This window comes from Pseudomonas sp. IT-P4 (assembly GCF_949767755.1).
GTDB classification, from domain to species: Bacteria; Pseudomonadota; Gammaproteobacteria; order Pseudomonadales; family Pseudomonadaceae; genus Aquipseudomonas; species Aquipseudomonas monachiensis.
On the sequence record NZ_CATKPX010000019.1, the window covers coordinates 41,019 to 56,223 of the forward strand.

The 15,205-nt window shown below is 61.8% G+C and carries 18 protein-coding genes; 8 read left to right on the forward strand and 10 right to left on the reverse strand.

The genetic code is table 11. The annotated features are described in order from the left end of the window. The first annotated feature begins 369 nt into the window (after nucleotides 1-369). Nucleotides 370-1,593, forward strand: a complete 1,224-nt coding sequence (locus tag ACM6IT_RS04525) for a methyl-accepting chemotaxis protein (RefSeq protein ID WP_409079542.1) — start codon at nucleotides 370-372, stop codon at nucleotides 1,591-1,593. Between the two features lie 131 nt (nucleotides 1,594-1,724). Then, entirely contained in the window at nucleotides 1,725-1,928 is a 204-nt protein-coding gene (locus tag ACM6IT_RS04530; RefSeq protein WP_056723901.1) for a hypothetical protein, read from the forward strand. A 5-nt stretch (nucleotides 1,929-1,933) separates the two neighbouring features. Here the strand turns inward: ACM6IT_RS04530 and ACM6IT_RS04535 are convergent, their stop codons facing one another. The 3 genes from ACM6IT_RS04535 to ACM6IT_RS04545 form a co-directional block, all read right to left on the reverse strand. Beyond that, entirely contained in the window at nucleotides 1,934-2,170 is a 237-nt protein-coding gene (locus tag ACM6IT_RS04535; RefSeq protein ID WP_056723903.1) for a DUF2789 domain-containing protein, read from the reverse strand. 129 nt (nucleotides 2,171-2,299) lie between these two features. Beyond that, complete coding sequence (locus tag ACM6IT_RS04540) at nucleotides 2,300-2,530, reverse strand: hypothetical protein (RefSeq protein WP_056723906.1); 231 nt, start codon at nucleotides 2,528-2,530, stop codon at nucleotides 2,300-2,302. A 161-nt stretch (nucleotides 2,531-2,691) separates the two neighbouring features. After that, complete coding sequence (locus tag ACM6IT_RS04545; protein ID WP_223541952.1) at nucleotides 2,692-2,940, reverse strand: hypothetical protein; 249 nt, start codon at nucleotides 2,938-2,940, stop codon at nucleotides 2,692-2,694. A 414-nt stretch (nucleotides 2,941-3,354) separates the two neighbouring features. Between ACM6IT_RS04545 and ACM6IT_RS04550 the strand changes: the two genes are divergently transcribed. The 4 genes from ACM6IT_RS04550 (at nucleotide 3,355) to ACM6IT_RS04565 (ending at nucleotide 5,715) form a co-directional block, all read left to right on the forward strand. Beyond that, nucleotides 3,355-3,825: a hypothetical protein gene (locus ACM6IT_RS04550; protein WP_007986246.1), complete on the forward strand. Its 471-nt coding sequence runs from the start codon at nucleotides 3,355-3,357 to the stop codon at nucleotides 3,823-3,825. After that, complete coding sequence (locus ACM6IT_RS04555; RefSeq protein WP_056723908.1) at nucleotides 3,825-4,028, forward strand: hypothetical protein; 204 nt, start codon at nucleotides 3,825-3,827, stop codon at nucleotides 4,026-4,028. The genes ACM6IT_RS04550 and ACM6IT_RS04555 overlap by 1 nt, the downstream gene beginning before the upstream one ends. A gap of 118 nt (nucleotides 4,029-4,146) precedes the next feature. After that, nucleotides 4,147-5,160, forward strand: coding sequence for a glycine betaine ABC transporter substrate-binding protein (locus tag ACM6IT_RS04560; RefSeq protein WP_223541953.1), 1,014 nt, complete (start codon nucleotides 4,147-4,149; stop codon nucleotides 5,158-5,160). Between the two features lie 117 nt (nucleotides 5,161-5,277). Beyond that, nucleotides 5,278-5,715, forward strand: coding sequence for a DUF3995 domain-containing protein (locus ACM6IT_RS04565; protein ID WP_056723913.1), 438 nt, complete (start codon nucleotides 5,278-5,280; stop codon nucleotides 5,713-5,715). A gap of 133 nt (nucleotides 5,716-5,848) precedes the next feature. Here ACM6IT_RS04565 and ACM6IT_RS04570 read toward each other — a convergent pair whose 3' ends face one another. The 7 genes from ACM6IT_RS04570 to ACM6IT_RS04600 all read right to left on the reverse strand — a co-directional run bounded on the left by ACM6IT_RS04570 (nucleotide 5,849) and on the right by ACM6IT_RS04600 (nucleotide 13,063). Next, entirely contained in the window at nucleotides 5,849-6,211 is a 363-nt protein-coding gene (locus ACM6IT_RS04570) for a Na+/H+ antiporter subunit G (RefSeq protein WP_056723915.1), read from the reverse strand. Beyond that, a complete protein-coding gene (locus ACM6IT_RS04575) occupies nucleotides 6,208-6,486 on the reverse strand; it encodes a K+/H+ antiporter subunit F (protein ID WP_007986253.1) in 279 nt (92 codons plus the stop codon). Before ACM6IT_RS04575 ends, ACM6IT_RS04570 begins: the two co-directional genes overlap by 4 nt. Then, nucleotides 6,483-6,971 carry a Na+/H+ antiporter subunit E gene (locus ACM6IT_RS04580; RefSeq protein ID WP_056723917.1) on the reverse strand — a complete coding sequence of 163 codons (489 nt, stop codon included), beginning with the start codon at nucleotides 6,969-6,971 and terminating at the stop codon, nucleotides 6,483-6,485. The genes ACM6IT_RS04575 and ACM6IT_RS04580 overlap by 4 nt, the downstream gene beginning before the upstream one ends. Further along, nucleotides 6,968-8,650, reverse strand: coding sequence for a monovalent cation/H+ antiporter subunit D (locus ACM6IT_RS04585; RefSeq protein WP_414917607.1), 1,683 nt, complete (start codon nucleotides 8,648-8,650; stop codon nucleotides 6,968-6,970). Before ACM6IT_RS04585 ends, ACM6IT_RS04580 begins: the two co-directional genes overlap by 4 nt. After that, entirely contained in the window at nucleotides 8,647-8,991 is a 345-nt protein-coding gene (locus tag ACM6IT_RS04590) for a Na+/H+ antiporter subunit C (protein WP_007973781.1), read from the reverse strand. Before ACM6IT_RS04590 ends, ACM6IT_RS04585 begins: the two co-directional genes overlap by 4 nt. After that, on the reverse strand, nucleotides 8,991-11,909 hold the full coding sequence (locus tag ACM6IT_RS04595; protein ID WP_056723920.1) for a monovalent cation/H+ antiporter subunit A: 2,919 nt from the start codon (nucleotides 11,907-11,909) through the stop codon (nucleotides 8,991-8,993). The genes ACM6IT_RS04590 and ACM6IT_RS04595 overlap by 1 nt, the downstream gene beginning before the upstream one ends. Nucleotides 11,910-12,127: 218 nt before the next feature. Continuing rightward, nucleotides 12,128-13,063, reverse strand: a complete 936-nt coding sequence (locus ACM6IT_RS04600) for a DMT family transporter (RefSeq protein WP_414912865.1) — start codon at nucleotides 13,061-13,063, stop codon at nucleotides 12,128-12,130. Nucleotides 13,064-13,147: 84 nt separating this feature from the next. On the opposite strand from ACM6IT_RS04600, the gene ACM6IT_RS04605 reads away from it, so the two are divergent. Together ACM6IT_RS04605 and ACM6IT_RS04610 are read left to right on the forward strand one after the other, a co-directional pair. Further along, nucleotides 13,148-13,711, forward strand: coding sequence for a helix-turn-helix domain-containing protein (locus ACM6IT_RS04605; protein ID WP_414917608.1), 564 nt, complete (start codon nucleotides 13,148-13,150; stop codon nucleotides 13,709-13,711). A gap of 14 nt (nucleotides 13,712-13,725) precedes the next feature. After that, a complete protein-coding gene (locus ACM6IT_RS04610; RefSeq protein ID WP_414917609.1) occupies nucleotides 13,726-15,132 on the forward strand; it encodes an FAD/NAD(P)-binding protein in 1,407 nt (468 codons plus the stop codon). Nucleotides 15,133-15,205: the final 73 nt, after the last annotated feature.

Genomic DNA, 15,205 nt, shown 5'->3' on the forward strand with positions numbered 1-15,205 from the left:
GGGTCTCTGGTTGCGGCAGTGCCCGCACCCGTGCTGTTGCCGAAAAACCGCTGGCTGACGCCAATGCTGCAAAGCATCGCCCTGATGCTGTTGTTATGTGGCATGACGCTGGGCGGATGGTCGCTCTACCTTGGCCTGCCCCTGGCCATATTGATTGTCTGGCTGCCTCGCCTGCGCGCGCGCGCGACCCCTGAGGCTGCTGCCCCCGCCAACCGCGATGCCATCGGCGAGTTGGCTCGCGATCTTTCCTGCACCACCAGCCATAACGCACTGTCGGCCGCCGGCGTGGCGTTTTCGGTTCGGCAACTGGCGGACAAACTGCAATCGCAGCTCACGGCGGCGGCACAGATCGTCAGCAATGCCGAGGTCATGATCACCACCGAACAGGCCACCTCGACCCTCAGTCGCCAGGCGCTCAGTGCCGCCAGCGAGGCGCATCAAAGCGGAGTGGTCGGGCGTACGGAATTGATCGAGTCCATCGCGCGCATGCATCAGCTCAGCCAGCGCGCCAGCAACAGTCGTGAACTGATCGAAGCCTTGAGCCTGCGCAGCGATGATATCCAGAGGGTGACCCTGGTGATTCAGTCCATCGCCAGCCAGACCAATCTGTTGGCGTTGAACGCCGCGATAGAAGCGGCGCGGGCGGGGGAGCACGGTCGCGGGTTTGCCGTGGTGGCCGACGAGGTACGCGGGCTCGCCGCACGCACGGCGACCGCTACGGGGGAGGTGGGCGAAATGGTGGCCGACATCCAGCATCGCACGGCGCAGGTGGTGGAGCAGATCCGCCAACTGTCCAGCGACCTTGACTCCGGCGTCGAGCAGGTCGAGCGCACGGGCCAGCACCTGGAGAACATTGCCCGACTGGCGGCCAGCGTCGAGTCCCAGGTCGGGGAAATCGCCCAAGGGGCAGACATCAACCGTTTGCAACTCGACAGTCTGTTTCACGCCATCGGGCAGATGCGCAGCGATCTGGTGGTCAGCGACCAGCAGACACAGCGCCTGGCCCAGGCGGCGGTGCAAATGGAAGGGCAAGCCGAAACCATCAGCGAGCGTCTTGCCGAAGTGGGGCTGGATGACTATCACCAGCGCATCTATGACCTGGCCCGGGAAGCCGCGAGCCAGATTGCAGCGCGTTTTGAAGCGGATATCGATGCCGGTCGAATCAGCATCGACGATCTGTTCGACCGCAATTACCAGGTCATCCCCAATACCAGCCCGACCAAGTACCAGACACGTTTCGACCGCTACACCGATCAGGTATTGCCAGCGATTCAAGAGCCGTTGTTACCGCGTCATGAAGGATTGGTGTTCGCCATCGCCTGCACCCAACAGGGGTATGTGCCGACCCACAACAAGCTGTTCAGCCAGCCGTTGACGGGAGATGCGCAGGTCGATGCCTTGCAGAACCGGACCAAACGCAAGTTCGCTGACCGCACCGGGATCCGCTGTGGCAGCCATCAGAAGGCCGTGCTGCTGCAAACCTATACCCGTGATACCGGCGAGTTGATGCACGATCTTTCGGTACCGATCATGCTCAAGGGCCGGCATTGGGGTGGTTTACGTCTGGGCTACAAGCCGGAAAAGCCGCGCTAAAAAACAAGGCTGCGGGGCGACTGTTACGAATTCTGCAATTAACCTGTGCAGGGTGTTGCTGTTTCCTCGCCGGAAAACTAATTAACATGCCTACTAATTAGGTTGCTAATTAAGTTCGGAGGGGGGGCAGCATGCAAGGCAAAGTTGATGTCGCGGTCATGATCGGCAGCGGGGTACCTGCCAACCTTCGCTCCATGGGACGCAAGGTTTGCTGGGTCGTGTTACTCAATGGCGAGCGCCGGGGCACGGCGTACTCCAGTCGCGACGAAGCGGAGGAGTGCAGGGCCGCCTGGCTGGCACAATTGAACGCCGAAAGTCCTGGCAGCCTGCATTGAGGTTGTCAGTGGGTCTGGTGCATGCGCAGGTTCAGGTCGTCGACCACCCGCGCCCAGTCTGCGTCTTCGCGAAGTTGTTCCTTGAGGAAGCCGGCCTGTTGCGGTGACCAGAAGTCGGCGTCGATGAGTTTCTTGTCGTCAGGCAGGAAATGGCCGGCAATGAAGTCGTCGATCGCTTTCTGGCTGGAGTCCAGGCCAAGCTGGTCGAACAGGCCTTTCAAGTCATGGGTCGGTGATTCCATCTTCATCTCCTTGCAGGTCATCAGTCGGGTCGAGGGACGAGGCGCACCCAGGATTCGAGGGCGCCGCAGCGGTGGAGTTCGATCACGATGTTCAAGTGCAACCATGAGCATAGACCGCCAACCCGATCATCAGGCTTTCAATGCGCCCGCATCGACCGCGGCCTTGAGTTCCCGGGCCGATTCCTGGGCCGCCATGGCGGCGACATCCGGGGTTTTGAACCAGCGATCCTTTTCGACCTGGTGATAGGTCACGGTCTTGAGCGGTGGTTTGGCGCGCATGACAATCACGGCCTGGAATTCACCCTCGACTTCTCTGGCTTCACCCCGGATGAAAAACTCGCCGATATCAAATTCCGTCACGTTGCAGACTTCCCTTGGAAAAACATTGTTGTTGTCAACGCAACCCGATTTTCTGCGGATCCGTTTTATTGGGCGGGCAGTATGGCAGCAGTTGCCCGTCGACGGCTGAGATAAGTCGGCGGGCAGACGAAACGTCGATAGAGGCGAGCGCGGTGGGCCTGTCAACCGTGTGATTCGAGGAGCCGGGCGAGGGCACAGGCTTCGTTATGATTGGCTCGGAAACCTCTTACACTGCCTGTAGAAATATCCTTGATGTGAAAGAAGGCAATGCCCGCCATAACCACTTGAAATCGTGGGCGGGCCGAGGCATCGGGAGCCGGTTCATGTAGGGCGAGCCTTGTCGGGTGCGGGGCCGGAGCTGTTTCCGAATCAGGCACCAAGGGATAGGCAAAGTGTGTCAGCGTGCACATATGAAGTCCTTTTCATTGTTTTACCGACGTATGTACGTCGTTTTGGCTAGTCTCCAAGAGCATCGCTGCTCTAGAATCACCCCTACTGGTGGGTGAATGATGTTTATCTAAAGCAATTTTTTGCGGACGATATGTAGGAAAAGTTTTTTTCTTGATGAGATTTTTCCCCGAAGTTGATAGTCCATAATTTTCCGGCAGCAGGAAGGGCGTTTTCCTTCAGTCTGTGGCGAACACCAGTCAGGACGACGCGAGTGACGTTCCAGTAGTCTTCTCAAGCTTCGTGATGAATGAGTGCACTGCTCATTCAGGACTCTCAACCCGGGTTCTTTGGCTACACCTTCGGCATTGCCGCTTTTTTGGCTGTGCGTTCATTTTTCGCGCACGGCACCATTATTCAGATGTGGGGATGTTTCCTTGGCAGTAAGTAATCTCGATATGCATGCCTTGTTTGTGCTGGGTGATTTGCGCGCAAAGCTGGTCAAGCAGTTTCAGTCTCGTTTCGTTTACATCACCGAACAGAACGCTGAAGGCATCTACATTGCCGAAATCGACACCGAATCAGCCCTGGTGGTGGACGACAAGCCCGGACTCAAGCTCAAGGTCGGCGACCATTTCAGCGCGTCCGTGCTGCCCAGTCGCGAAGGCGGCAAGCTGGACATCAAGTTCCGCGACATCAAGCTGACGGTTTACGGAATAGGCGACTACGCCTTCGTGACGACGGCCGACGGTCAGGGAATCGTGTTCAAGGAAGGTCACAGCGTGGTGATGGTGTTCGCCGCCCATCAACAGTTGCAGGAAGGCCTGACCAAGACCCTCAAGGCCGTGACGGCCAAAGCGGCCAAGTGGCGCAAAGGCGAGCTGGTGACCTTCAAGGCCAGCGAGTGATGACCCTGACCCGCGCCGATTTCCACGAGCAGAACCTGGCCAGCGCTCAAGACGAAGCGCGGCGGCTGTTCGGGCAGAAGACCATTCTGCAAGGAGCCTGGCTGAACTGGGTGGCGTCACAGCTTTACCAACTGCAACCGGCGCCATACGCCAGCATGGTCAGACGAGAACTGATGCGTTTGCAGGACACTGGCGAAAACTGATCCACGCACCTCGAAAGCAGGAACCTCTACTACAGTCATTGGACTGAGTATTCAGAGGCTTCGCGGTCTACTGCCAGGCCATCCTGCTATTGCTGTGAACAGCACGAGGTGCAAAAGCATGAACGGATTTCGACGGTTGCTGGCTGCGGTCCTGGCCACTTTCGGTTTGCTGGCGACACCCGTCCCGGTGTCTGCCGCCCAGACGCCGATCCACTTCGCCGACCTGAACTGGGAAAGCGGCAGCCTGATTACCGATGTCCTGCGCATCATTGTCGAGAAGGGCTACGGGCTGCCGACCGACACCTTGCCGGGCACCACCATCACCCTGGAAACCGCGCTGGCCAACAATGACATCCAGGTCATTGGCGAGGAGTGGGCCGGTCGCAGCCCGGTGTGGGTCAAGGCGGAAGCCGAAGGCAAGGTCGTCAGCCTCGGCGACACGGTCAAGGGCGCTACCGAAGGCTGGTGGGTGCCGGAGTATGTGATCAAGGGCGACCCGGCCAAGGGCATCAAGCCGCTGGCGCCGGACCTGCGCAGCGTCAGTGACCTGCCAAAATACAAAGACGTGTTCAAGGACCCGGAAGCCCCGACCAAGGGACGATTCCTCAACAGTCCCATCGGCTGGACCTCGGAAGTGGTCAACAAACAGAAGCTCAAGGCCTACGGGCTGGACGACAGCTATGTGAACTTCCGCAGCGGTTCGGGGGCGGCTCTGGATGCCGAGATCAGTTCGTCAATTCATCGTGGCAAGCCGGTGCTGTTTTACTACTGGTCGCCCACGCCGTTGCTCGGCCGCTTCAAGCTGATTCAACTCGAAGAGCCGCCGTTCGACGCCGAAGCCTGGAAGACCCTGACCGACGCCGACAACCCCAATCCACGGCCGACTCGTTCTTTGGCCTCCAAGCTGTCGATCGGTGTGTCCACCCCCTTCCAGAAGCAATATCCGCAGATTGCCGAGTTCTTTGCCAAAGTCGACTTTCCGATCGATCCCTTGAACAAAGCACTGGCCGAGATGAGCGAGAAACATACGCCACCGCGTCAGGCAGCGCAGGCGTTCATGAAGGCTCATCCGGACGTCTGGCGGGCCTGGCTGCCCAAGGACGTGGCGGATAAAGTCTCCGCCACCCTGTAGGAACTGGCGCAGGCTGCGATGTTTTGATCTTGTCTAAAAAAAGCAAAATCAAAACATCGCAGCTGGCGGCAGCTCCTACAATGTTCTGTTCATATCCCTTTCAAGGATCTCTGAACCATGACCCTGTTGTTGGCTCAGTCGCTGGTGACGATCTTCGCCGTGATCAGTCTGGTGCATGTGTATTGGGCGTTGGGTGGCGAGTGGGCGGCGGTGGCGGCGGTCCCGCAAGTACCGCTGGAGGGCACTGCGCAACTGAGGCCAGCGTTCAAGCCGCGAGGCTGGATCACCCTGGTGGTGGCCGGGTTGTTGCTGTTGATTGCCGTGCTGGTGTGCTTGCGGGTGGGTTGGTGCCTGCCACCCTTGCATCACTGGTCGTTGCAGTGGGTGATCAGCGCGATCGCGATTTTGCTGTTTGCCCGGGCCATTGGCGATTCGGAACTGGTGGGTTTTTTCAAAGAGGTCAAAGGATCGAGGTTCGCCCGGCTCGACACCTGGGTTTACTCGCCATTGTGTGTGGTGCTGGGGGCGGGGTTGTTGGCGGTGGCCTGGATTTGAGACAGACCGGTCTTGCTGTGTTGGCTGGTCTATAGCCTTCGCGAGCAAGCCCGCTCCCACAGGGATTGCGCTGAACCCTGTGGGAGCGGGCTTGCCCGCGAAGAGGCCGGTCCAGTCAATACAAAATTTTGCTTTAACTACCGCTCTCACTCCGCCGGCTGCTCACTTCGGCCGGTACATCATCCCCGGCCATGCGTTTGCGAAACAGCGCCGCCCGGGCCAGCAGCAAGGTCGTCACCGGCACAGTAATCGCCAGCAGGATCGGAATCAGCCAGGCGTGCAATACCGGCGCGGACTTGAGTGCCGAAAAATAGATGATCGAAGCCAGCGCCACGCACCAGGTCCCGAGCGTCGAGGCCAGGGCGGGTGGGTGCATGCGCTGGAAGTAGTCTTTCATGCGCAGCAGGCCCGTGGCGCCGATCAAAGTAAACAGGCTGCCGAGTACCAGCAGGATCGCCACCGGGATCTCCACCCACAACGACAATGGCATATTCATTCGATCACCTCGCCACGCAGCAGGAATTTCGCCAGGGCGAACGAGCCGACGAAACCGAACAGGGCGATCAGCAACGCCGCCTCGAAGTAGGTGTCACTGGCATAGCGAATGCCCAGCGCGAGCATCATCAGCATCGCGACGATGTACAGGTAGTCCAGCGCCAGGACCCGATCCTGGGCCGACGGCCCCTTGAACAGGCGGATCAGGGTCAGGATCATCGCCAGGGAAAAGAAGAACAGGCTCAACAGGATCGCGTTCGACAGCAAGGGGCTCATTCGAAGATCTCCATCAACGGACGTTCGTAGGTCGTCTTGAAGTGCTGGATGAACAGCACCTCGTCGTCCAGATCGAAGACGTGCAACAGCAGAATGCTGCGGTCCAGCGCCAGTTCCGACCAGACCGTACCGGGTACCACCGTAGTGATCATCGACAGCGCGGCCAGGCCGTTGGCGTCACGCAAGTCCAGCGGCACCTTGATGAATTGCGAGCGGGGCGGGCGGCGACTGGCATTGAGCACGCTCCAGGCCACGGCGAGGTTGGACACCAGCACATCGCGCCCGACCAGCAGGATCAACCGCAGGATTACCATGGGACGACGGATGCGCACCGGCAGCGGACGCAGCCTGCGCATCATCAGTGGCGCACAGAAGCCCAGCGCGGCACCCAGCAGCAGGTTGCCGGGGCTGATCGACAGGTTCAGCAACAGCCACAGCAGCCACAGGGCCAGCGACAGCAAGGGTGCCGGAAACAGGCGCTTCATGGCTGTACCTCCTGCGGGGCTACGGCCGACGGGCTCGGTACAACGCGTGTGTCGAGCACCGCCATCACGTATTGCTGCGGGTTGTACAAGGCATCGGCGGCGGCCTGGGTGTAACGCAGCAGCGGATCGGCCTTGAAGGTCAGTGCAATGCTCAAGCCCAGCAGGGCGAAGATCGGCACGCATTCCAGGCGTCGCAGCAGGGGCGATGGTCGTTCCGCTGGCGTCCAGGAACGCTGGATGCCCAGGCGCGAGAATGCGATCAGCGACGCCAGCCCCGACACAATCAACAACACCAACAGGCCCCAGGCGCCCTTGGAAACCGGTACGTCGCCGCTGTTACCCAGGCCCAGGGGATTGAGCAGGGCGCCGATCAATCCGAGTTTGCCGATAAAGCCCGAGAGCGGCGGCATGCCGATGATCAGCAAGGCGCAGGCGATGAAGCTCAGGCCGAGAAACGCCATGGTCCAGGGAATCACCTGGCCGACCACGGCTTTCTGGTCGTCGTCGAGGTTGGTGCCTTTGGGCGGGTGCAGGGATTCCAGGGGGCGGGGCAGCAGTTCGGTTTCATCTTCGAGCAGGATTTCGTTGGCCGAGCGCGAGCGCTCGATCAGTTCGGCCAGCAGGAACAGGGCGCTCAACGCCAGGGTGGAACTGAACAGGTAGAACAGCGCCGCGCCAACCAGGTTCGGCTGGGCGAAACCGATGGTCGACAACAGAATGCCCGCCGACACCAGGATGCTCAGGCTGGCCATGCGCTCCAGTCGCTGCGCGGCGAGGATCGCAATGGCGGCGCAGACGATAGTCGCCATGCCGCCGTAGATCAGCCAGTCGCCGCCAAAGAACGCCGAGGCCCCGGCCTGGGCGGAAAACAGCAGCGTCCACAGGCGCAGCAAGGTGTACACGCCGACCTTGGTCATGATCGCGAACATCGCTGCCACCGGCGCGCTGGCCGAGGAATAGGCCGGCACCAGCCAGAAGTTCAGCGGCCACATGCCGGCCTTGGCCAGGAACGCAATGGCCAGGATCCCCGCGCCGGCGTGAAGCAAGCCGCGATCAGCTTCGGACACCAGCGGGATTTTTACCGCCAGGTCAGCCATGTTCAGGGTGCCGGTGACCCCATAGATCAGCGCCGCGCCAATCAGGAACAGCGACGAGGCCAGCAGGTTGATCGAGATGTAATGCAGCCCCGACGACACCCGCGCCCGGCCCGAACCGTGGAGCATCAACCCATAGGACGCGGCCAGCAGCACCTCGAAGAACACGAACAGGTTGAACAGGTCAGCAGTGAGGAACGCGCCGTAAAGGCCCATCAACTGGATCTGGAACAGCGCGTGAAAACTCGAACCTGCGCTGTCCCAGCGTGCCATGGCGAACAGCAGGGCACTGACACCGATGATGCCGGTCAGCACCAGCATCAGCGCCGACAGGCGATCGACCACCAGCACCAGGCCGAACGGCACTTGCCAGTTGCTCGGCAGGTACACACCGATGGAGCCGGGCACGCCGGTGGTCTGCGTCCATTGCAGCAACGCCACGGCAATACCCAGGCCGAGCAGGCTGGAGAACAGATTGATCTTCGCCTTGAGCGGCCGGTGCTTCTCGCCGAGCATCAGCATGATCGCGGCGGTCAGCAGTGGCAGCAGGATGGGCGCGACGATCAGGTGAGTCATCGCCATCATTCCCTGGGCTCCCGGCCATCCACATGGTCGGTGCCGGTCAGGCCCCGGGAGGCCAGCAGCACCACCAGGAACAGCGCGGTCATGGCGAAGCTGATGACGATCGCCGTCAGCACCAGCGCCTGCGGCAACGGGTCGGTGTAGTGCAACAGGTCCTGCGGCACGCCGTCCTTGATGATCGGCTCCTTGCCGATGAACAGGCTGCCCATGCTGAAGATGAACAGATTGACGCCGTAGGACAGCAGGCACAGGCCCATGACCACCTGGAACGTCCGTGGGCGCAGGATCAGCCAGACGCCGGACGCGGCCAGTACGCCGATGGCGATTGCGATGACTTCTTCCATCAGACGGCTCCTTTGGCGGCAACGGATCTGGGCTGGGCGGCGGTTTTGTGGCCGCGCACCGATTGGTGGGCGAGGGCGGTGAGGATCAACAGGGTCGAGCCGACCACCACGCCGTACACACCGATGTCGAAGAACAGCGCGCTGGCCAGGTGAATGTCACCCAGCAGCGGCAATGAGAAATGCCAGGTATGAGTGGTCAGGAACGGATAGCCGACGACCATCGCGCCCAGGCCCGTGGCCGTGGCAATCATCAGTCCGGTGCCCATCCAGCGCAGTGGCCGCAGGCTCATTTGCGCCTCGACCCACTGCGTGCCTGCGACCATGTATTGCAGGATGAACGCCACCGACATCACCAGCCCGGCGACAAAGCCACCGCCCGGTTGATTGTGCCCACGCATGAACAGGTAGAACGACACCACCAGCGCCACCGGCAACAGCAGGCGCACCAGCACCGCCGGCACCATCATGAAGCCGAGCGCGGTGTCGCTGGCGTGACGCGGGTTGACCAGGTCGGTGACCACATCCGGCGCGAGCAAGCGCTGCTGGGCCGGCAGTTGCAGGCTTTCTTTCGGCGGGCGGAAACGGCGTAGCAGTGCATACACGGTCAGGGCCACGGCCACCAGTACGGTGATTTCACCGAGGGTGTCGAAACCACGGAAGTCCACCAGCATCACGTTGACCACGTTGCTGCCGCCGCCTTCAGGCAAGGCGCGACTGAGGTAGAAAGAGGAAATGTCGTTGGGGGTCTGGCGGGTCAGCATGGCGTAGGCCAGCAATGCCATGCCGATACCGACCGAGGTCGACAGCAGCAAGTCGCGGATACGCCGTACCCGCGCCCGACGCAGGCTGCCCGGCAACGGCGAGACCTCCTCGATCCGTCGTGGCAGCCAGCGCAGGCCCAGCAGGATCAGCACCGTGGTCACCACTTCGACCGCCAGTTGGGTCAGGGCCAGGTCCGGCGCGGAAAACCAGACGAAGGTGACGCAAGTCATCAGGCCGCAGACGCTGACCATGGTCAGGGCGGCGAGACGGTGATACTTGGCCTGATAAGCCGCACCAAGGGCGCAGGCGATGGCCAGCAACCACAAGGTAACGAACACGATCGACCCGGGGATTTTCGGCCGGTCACCCCAGTGAAGGCTGCTGTGGAGCATGGGAATCAACCCGGCCAGCACGGCGGCGAGCACCACCAGGAACAACTGCATTTGCAGGCGCCGGGTGCCAATTCGCGGTTCCAGGCGACGGGCAAGGCGCATGATGGCGACCAGCGCGTATTCGAACAGGTGCTTGCCGTCCAGGCGACCGATGACGGGCGGCCGACCGAAGCGCCCGCGCTTGAATTGATTGCGCAGCAGCAGGTAAAGCACGGAGCCGCAGGACAAGGCGATCAGGCTCATGATCATCGGCGCGTTCAGGCCGTGCCAGATGGCCAGGCTGTACTCGGGCAGCGTGCCGCCAACCACCGGTTGCGCCGCCGCCGCGAGCAGCGGGCCGACTATCTGGGCCGGGAAGATCCCCACCAGCAGGCAAGTGAATACCAGCAACTCGACCGGTGCGCGCATCCAGCGCGGTGGCTCGTGAGGCGTGTGGGGCAGGTCGGTCGCGGGCGGACCGAAGAACACATCCACGGTGAAACGCAGGGAGTAGGCCACGCTGAAGGTGCCGGCAATGGTTGCCACGATCGGCAGGCTCAGTTCGACCCAGCGCGTGGCATTGATGAACACGGTTTCGGCGAAGAACATCTCTTTGGAAAGGAAGCCGTTGAGCAACGGTACACCGGCCATCGAGGCGCTGGCGACCATGGCCAGGGTGGCGGTAAACGGCATCAGCTTGTACAGGCCGCTGAGTTTGCGGATATCGCGGGTGCCGCTTTCGTGGTCGATGATGCCGGCAGCCATGAACAGCGAGGCCTTGAACGTCGCATGGTTGAGGATGTGGAACACCGCGGCGACGGCGGCCAGCGGGCTGTTCAAGCCCAGCAACAGGGTGATCAGGCCCAGATGGCTGATGGTCGAGTAGGCCAGCAGTCCCTTGAGGTCGTTCTGGAACATCGCGCAGTACGCCCCGAGCAACAGGGTGCAGGCACCGGCGCCGCTGACGATGTAGAACCATTCTTCACTGCCCGATAGCGAAGGCCATAGCCGTGCAAGCAGAAAGACCCCGGCCTTGACCATGGTCGCCGAGTGCAAATACGCCGACACGGGCGTCGGCGCGGCCATGGCGTGGGGCAGCCAGAAGTGAAAGGGAAATTGCGCACTTTTGGTCAGGGCGCCGATCAGGATCAGGGGCAACAGGATCGGGTAGAGGGCATGGGCGCGAATAAGGTCGCCGGCGGCCAGGACCTTGTCCAGGTCATAGCTGCCGACCACATGGCCAAGCAGCATGACCCCCGCCAGCAGGCACAAACCGCCCGCACCGGTCACCATCAACGCCATGTAGGCGCCGCGCCGGGCATCGGCGCGATGGTGCCAGTAGCCGATCAACAGGAACGAGAAGAGGCTGGTCAGCTCCCAGAAAAACACGATCTGGATCAGGTTGCCGGAAATCACCAGGCCAAGCATGGCGCCCATGAAGGCCAGGAAAAACGCGAAGAATCGCGGCACCGGATCGTTCGGCGACATGTAGTAGCGGGCGTACAGCGAAACCAGGGTGCCGATGCCCAGCACCAGCATGGAGAACAGCCAGGCGAAACCGTCCATGCGCAGGACGAAGTCCAGGCCCAGGCTGGGCAGCCATGAAAACTCTTCGCGAATGACGCCGCCATCGGCGATCTGCGGGTACAGGAAGGCGACCTGAACGGTGCCGATCAGGGCGATCAGGCCAGCCAGCAAGGATTCGGCGTTACGGGCATTGTGCGGCAGCACGGCCGCCAAACAGCTGCCTATGAAAGGCAGAAGCAGTAGAACTATCAGGGACATAGGCTTCTAATCTGCGGAAGTTTGTGAAGCATCATACGTGCCAGCTCCCGGATCACCAAACGCCAAGCTGTCGCAGAATCCTACACGGTAGACGGAAAAGCCCTGATTCACATTGTTTCATCGGGAGGCAAAAAAGATCGCAGCCTGCGGCAGCTCCTACAGGGTACGCATTTCAATGTAGGAGCTGCCGCAGGCTGCGATCTTTTGATCTGTATGCTTCAGTTGCCGCTTTCGCTTTCCAGCACTTCATCAACCGCCGCACCCTTACCCTTGGTCTTCAACTCACTGACTATCACCGCCGCTACAATCAACCCGGCCCCGACCAGGGCAATGGCCGGCAAGCGTTCCCCGGCAATGCGCCCGACAATCCCGGCCCACACCGGCTCGCCGGCATAGATCAGCGTGGCGCGGGTCGGTGACACACTTTTCTGTGCCCAGTTCATCGCCACCTGAATCGCCGCGCTCGCCGCCCCCAGGCCCAGCGCGCTGCACAACAGCAACCAGGAGAAGTCCGGTATCGCTTCGTTGGTCGGCACCACCATCAGGAACGACAGCACCGAAGTGACCGCCAGTTGCACCACCGTCACCCGGCGCACATCGACCTGGCCGGCATAGGTGCTGATCAGGATGATCTCGGCCGCAATGGCCACGGCACTGATCAAAGTGGCGATTTCACCGGGGCTGAAGTTGAAAGACGCACCGGACGGCCCGGACAACAGCATCAACCCGGTAAAGGCCAGCATGATGCCGATGCTTGGCATCAACCCCGGACGCCGTCCCAGCACCAGCCATTGCAGCAACGGCACAAACGGGACGTACAGCGCGGTAATGAATGCCGATTGGCTGCTGGGAATGCTCTGCAACCCGACCGTCTGCAAGCCGTAGCCGAGCATGATGGCCACGCCGATAAACGCCCCGGCCTTGAGTTCGAGCAGGGTCAGCTCGCGCAGGTGACGCCAGGAAAACAGGGCGACGATGCTTGCGGCGGCGGCAAAGCGCAGGCCGACGAAAAACATCGGGCCGCTGACGGTCATCGCATGCTGCACCAGCAGGAAGGTACCGCCCCAGACCATGGTGATCAGCACCAGCACGCATTCGGCCTTGCTGAACCTTGTAAAACGGGAGGAAGCCATTGGGGAGTTCACCGACGTCATGACCTTGCACGCTACTGGAGGGGGACGCACAATGCGTCGTATGTTGCGCAGTATACTGCCCAACCCCACTCAGTGAGCAATATAGTGCACAAAGATTCTACCCAACGGGCATCGGTCCTCCAGCACGTCAGTCAAAACGTCCGTCGTTTGCGTCATGTCGCCGAACTGAGCCAGACGGCGCTGGCCGAAAAGTCCGGTGTCAGCCGTCGCATGCTGGTGGCGATCGAGGCGGGGGAAAAGAACGTCAGCCTGACCACCCTCGACCGGGTGGCCGAAGCCCTCGACGTCGCCTTCAGTGATCTGATCCAGGCCCCCGACGCCCGGGATCCCAGTCGTATCAATGAACTGGCCTGGACCGGCACGATCCCCGGCAGCAGGGCGGTGTTGCTCTCCAAGGCCCAGGCCAGCCGTGAAGTCGAGCAGTGGGAGTGGTGCCTGCAGCCGGGCGAGGTGTATCCGTCGGAACCGGACGCCGATGGCTGGAGCGAGCAGATTTATGTCTTCGAAGGTTGCCTGACCGTTATGCTCGGCGACCAGGCGCAGAATATCGCGGCGGGTGAATTCTTCATGTTCGCCAGCAACCAGCCGCACTGTTATCGCAACGACGGGGCGGTGGCGGCGAAGTTTGTGCGTAATGTGGTGATCTGAACAGGGAGTGCACGATGGGCCAGAACTTGACCAATGACGCCGATATCCTGATTGTCGGCGGCGGCCTCAGTGGCGCGATGCTGGCGGCGCAGTTGATGCGTTTGCCGGGCCGGCGCCGGGTGCTGGTGTTCGAGCCCCGGGCCGAGTTGGGGCGGGGTGAAGCCTACAGCGCGGTGGAACCGGGCCATACCCTTAACGGCAACGCGGCGCGGATGAGTGTCGACCCGGACAACGCCGACGACCTGACCCAATGGCTGACCGGGTACATCGAGGCGGGCGGCTGGCCGGAGTCGGATCAGCAGCACGTGCCGATCAGCGAACTGTTTCCGCCACGGGGCGTATTCGGCCTGTACGCCCGGCAACGCCTGGCCGAAGCGCAGGCGGTGGGCGCCTTGAACGGTTCGACGGTCGAGCATGTGCAGGCCGAAGTGGTCGACTTGCAAGCCGATGCCGATGCCGTGCGGTTGACCTTGAGCGACGGCCGATGCGTGCAGGGCGCGTTTGCGGTACTGGCCACCGGGATGTTTCCCGCCGCGCGTACGCCACAAACCCGCTCCAGCGGCTTGAATGCGGCGGCCCTCGATCCGTGGGACGTGACAGCCATGCAGCGACTCGATCCGCAATCGACGGTCATGATCATCGGCTCGGGCCTGACCATGGTCGACGCCGTGGTGTCCCTGGAGCAGGCCGGGCATCGCGGGCCGATCGAAGTGTTTTCCCGCCATGGCCTGCTGCCCCATGTGCGCCGCCAGCCGCCGGCCTGGGTGGACTTTCTCGCTGAAGATCAGAACATCCGCACACCCCGCCAGTTGATGCGTGAATTGCGTCGCCACTGCCGGGACGCCATCGCCCTGGGCATCGACTGGCAAGCGCCACTGGACACGGTGCGGGCACACATCGGCCGCTTGTGGCATCAGGCGACGGATATACAGCGTCGGCAGTTCGTGCGACATGTGCGACCGTGGTGGGAAAGCCACCATCACCGCTCGCCACCCTTGAGCGCCGAACTGGTGGAGCGCTTGTATAAAGAAGGGCGGTTACGTATTCACGCAGCCTCTTACCAGGGCCTTGAGCCCTCGCTGAATGGCGAGGTGAGTATTCGCCTTCGACGGCGCGGCGAGGCGCAGACCTGCGTGGTCAGCGGTGCCGCCCTGATCAATTCCAGCGGTATCGAGTACGACTGGCGCCGGGTCGCGAGACCGTTGCCACGGCAACTGCTTGCCCGTGGCCTGGTCCGGCCCGGGCCCTTGGCTCTGGGCATCGCCGCAGAAGTCGATGGCGCGGTCCTGGACGCCGAGGGTCATCCCGCCAGTCGTCTGTTTGCCATGGGCCCGCCGTTGCGCGGGATGTGGTGGGAAAGTACCGCCGTCACCGATGTGGCCAGCCAGGCCAAGGCGTTGGCCGAGCGACTGGTGCGCTAGTCGTTCATTCAACACACCGCGCAGTCAGCGCGGTGTGTTGGCGCTCAGCCAGCGCCTCTTGCCAGTGTGCCAC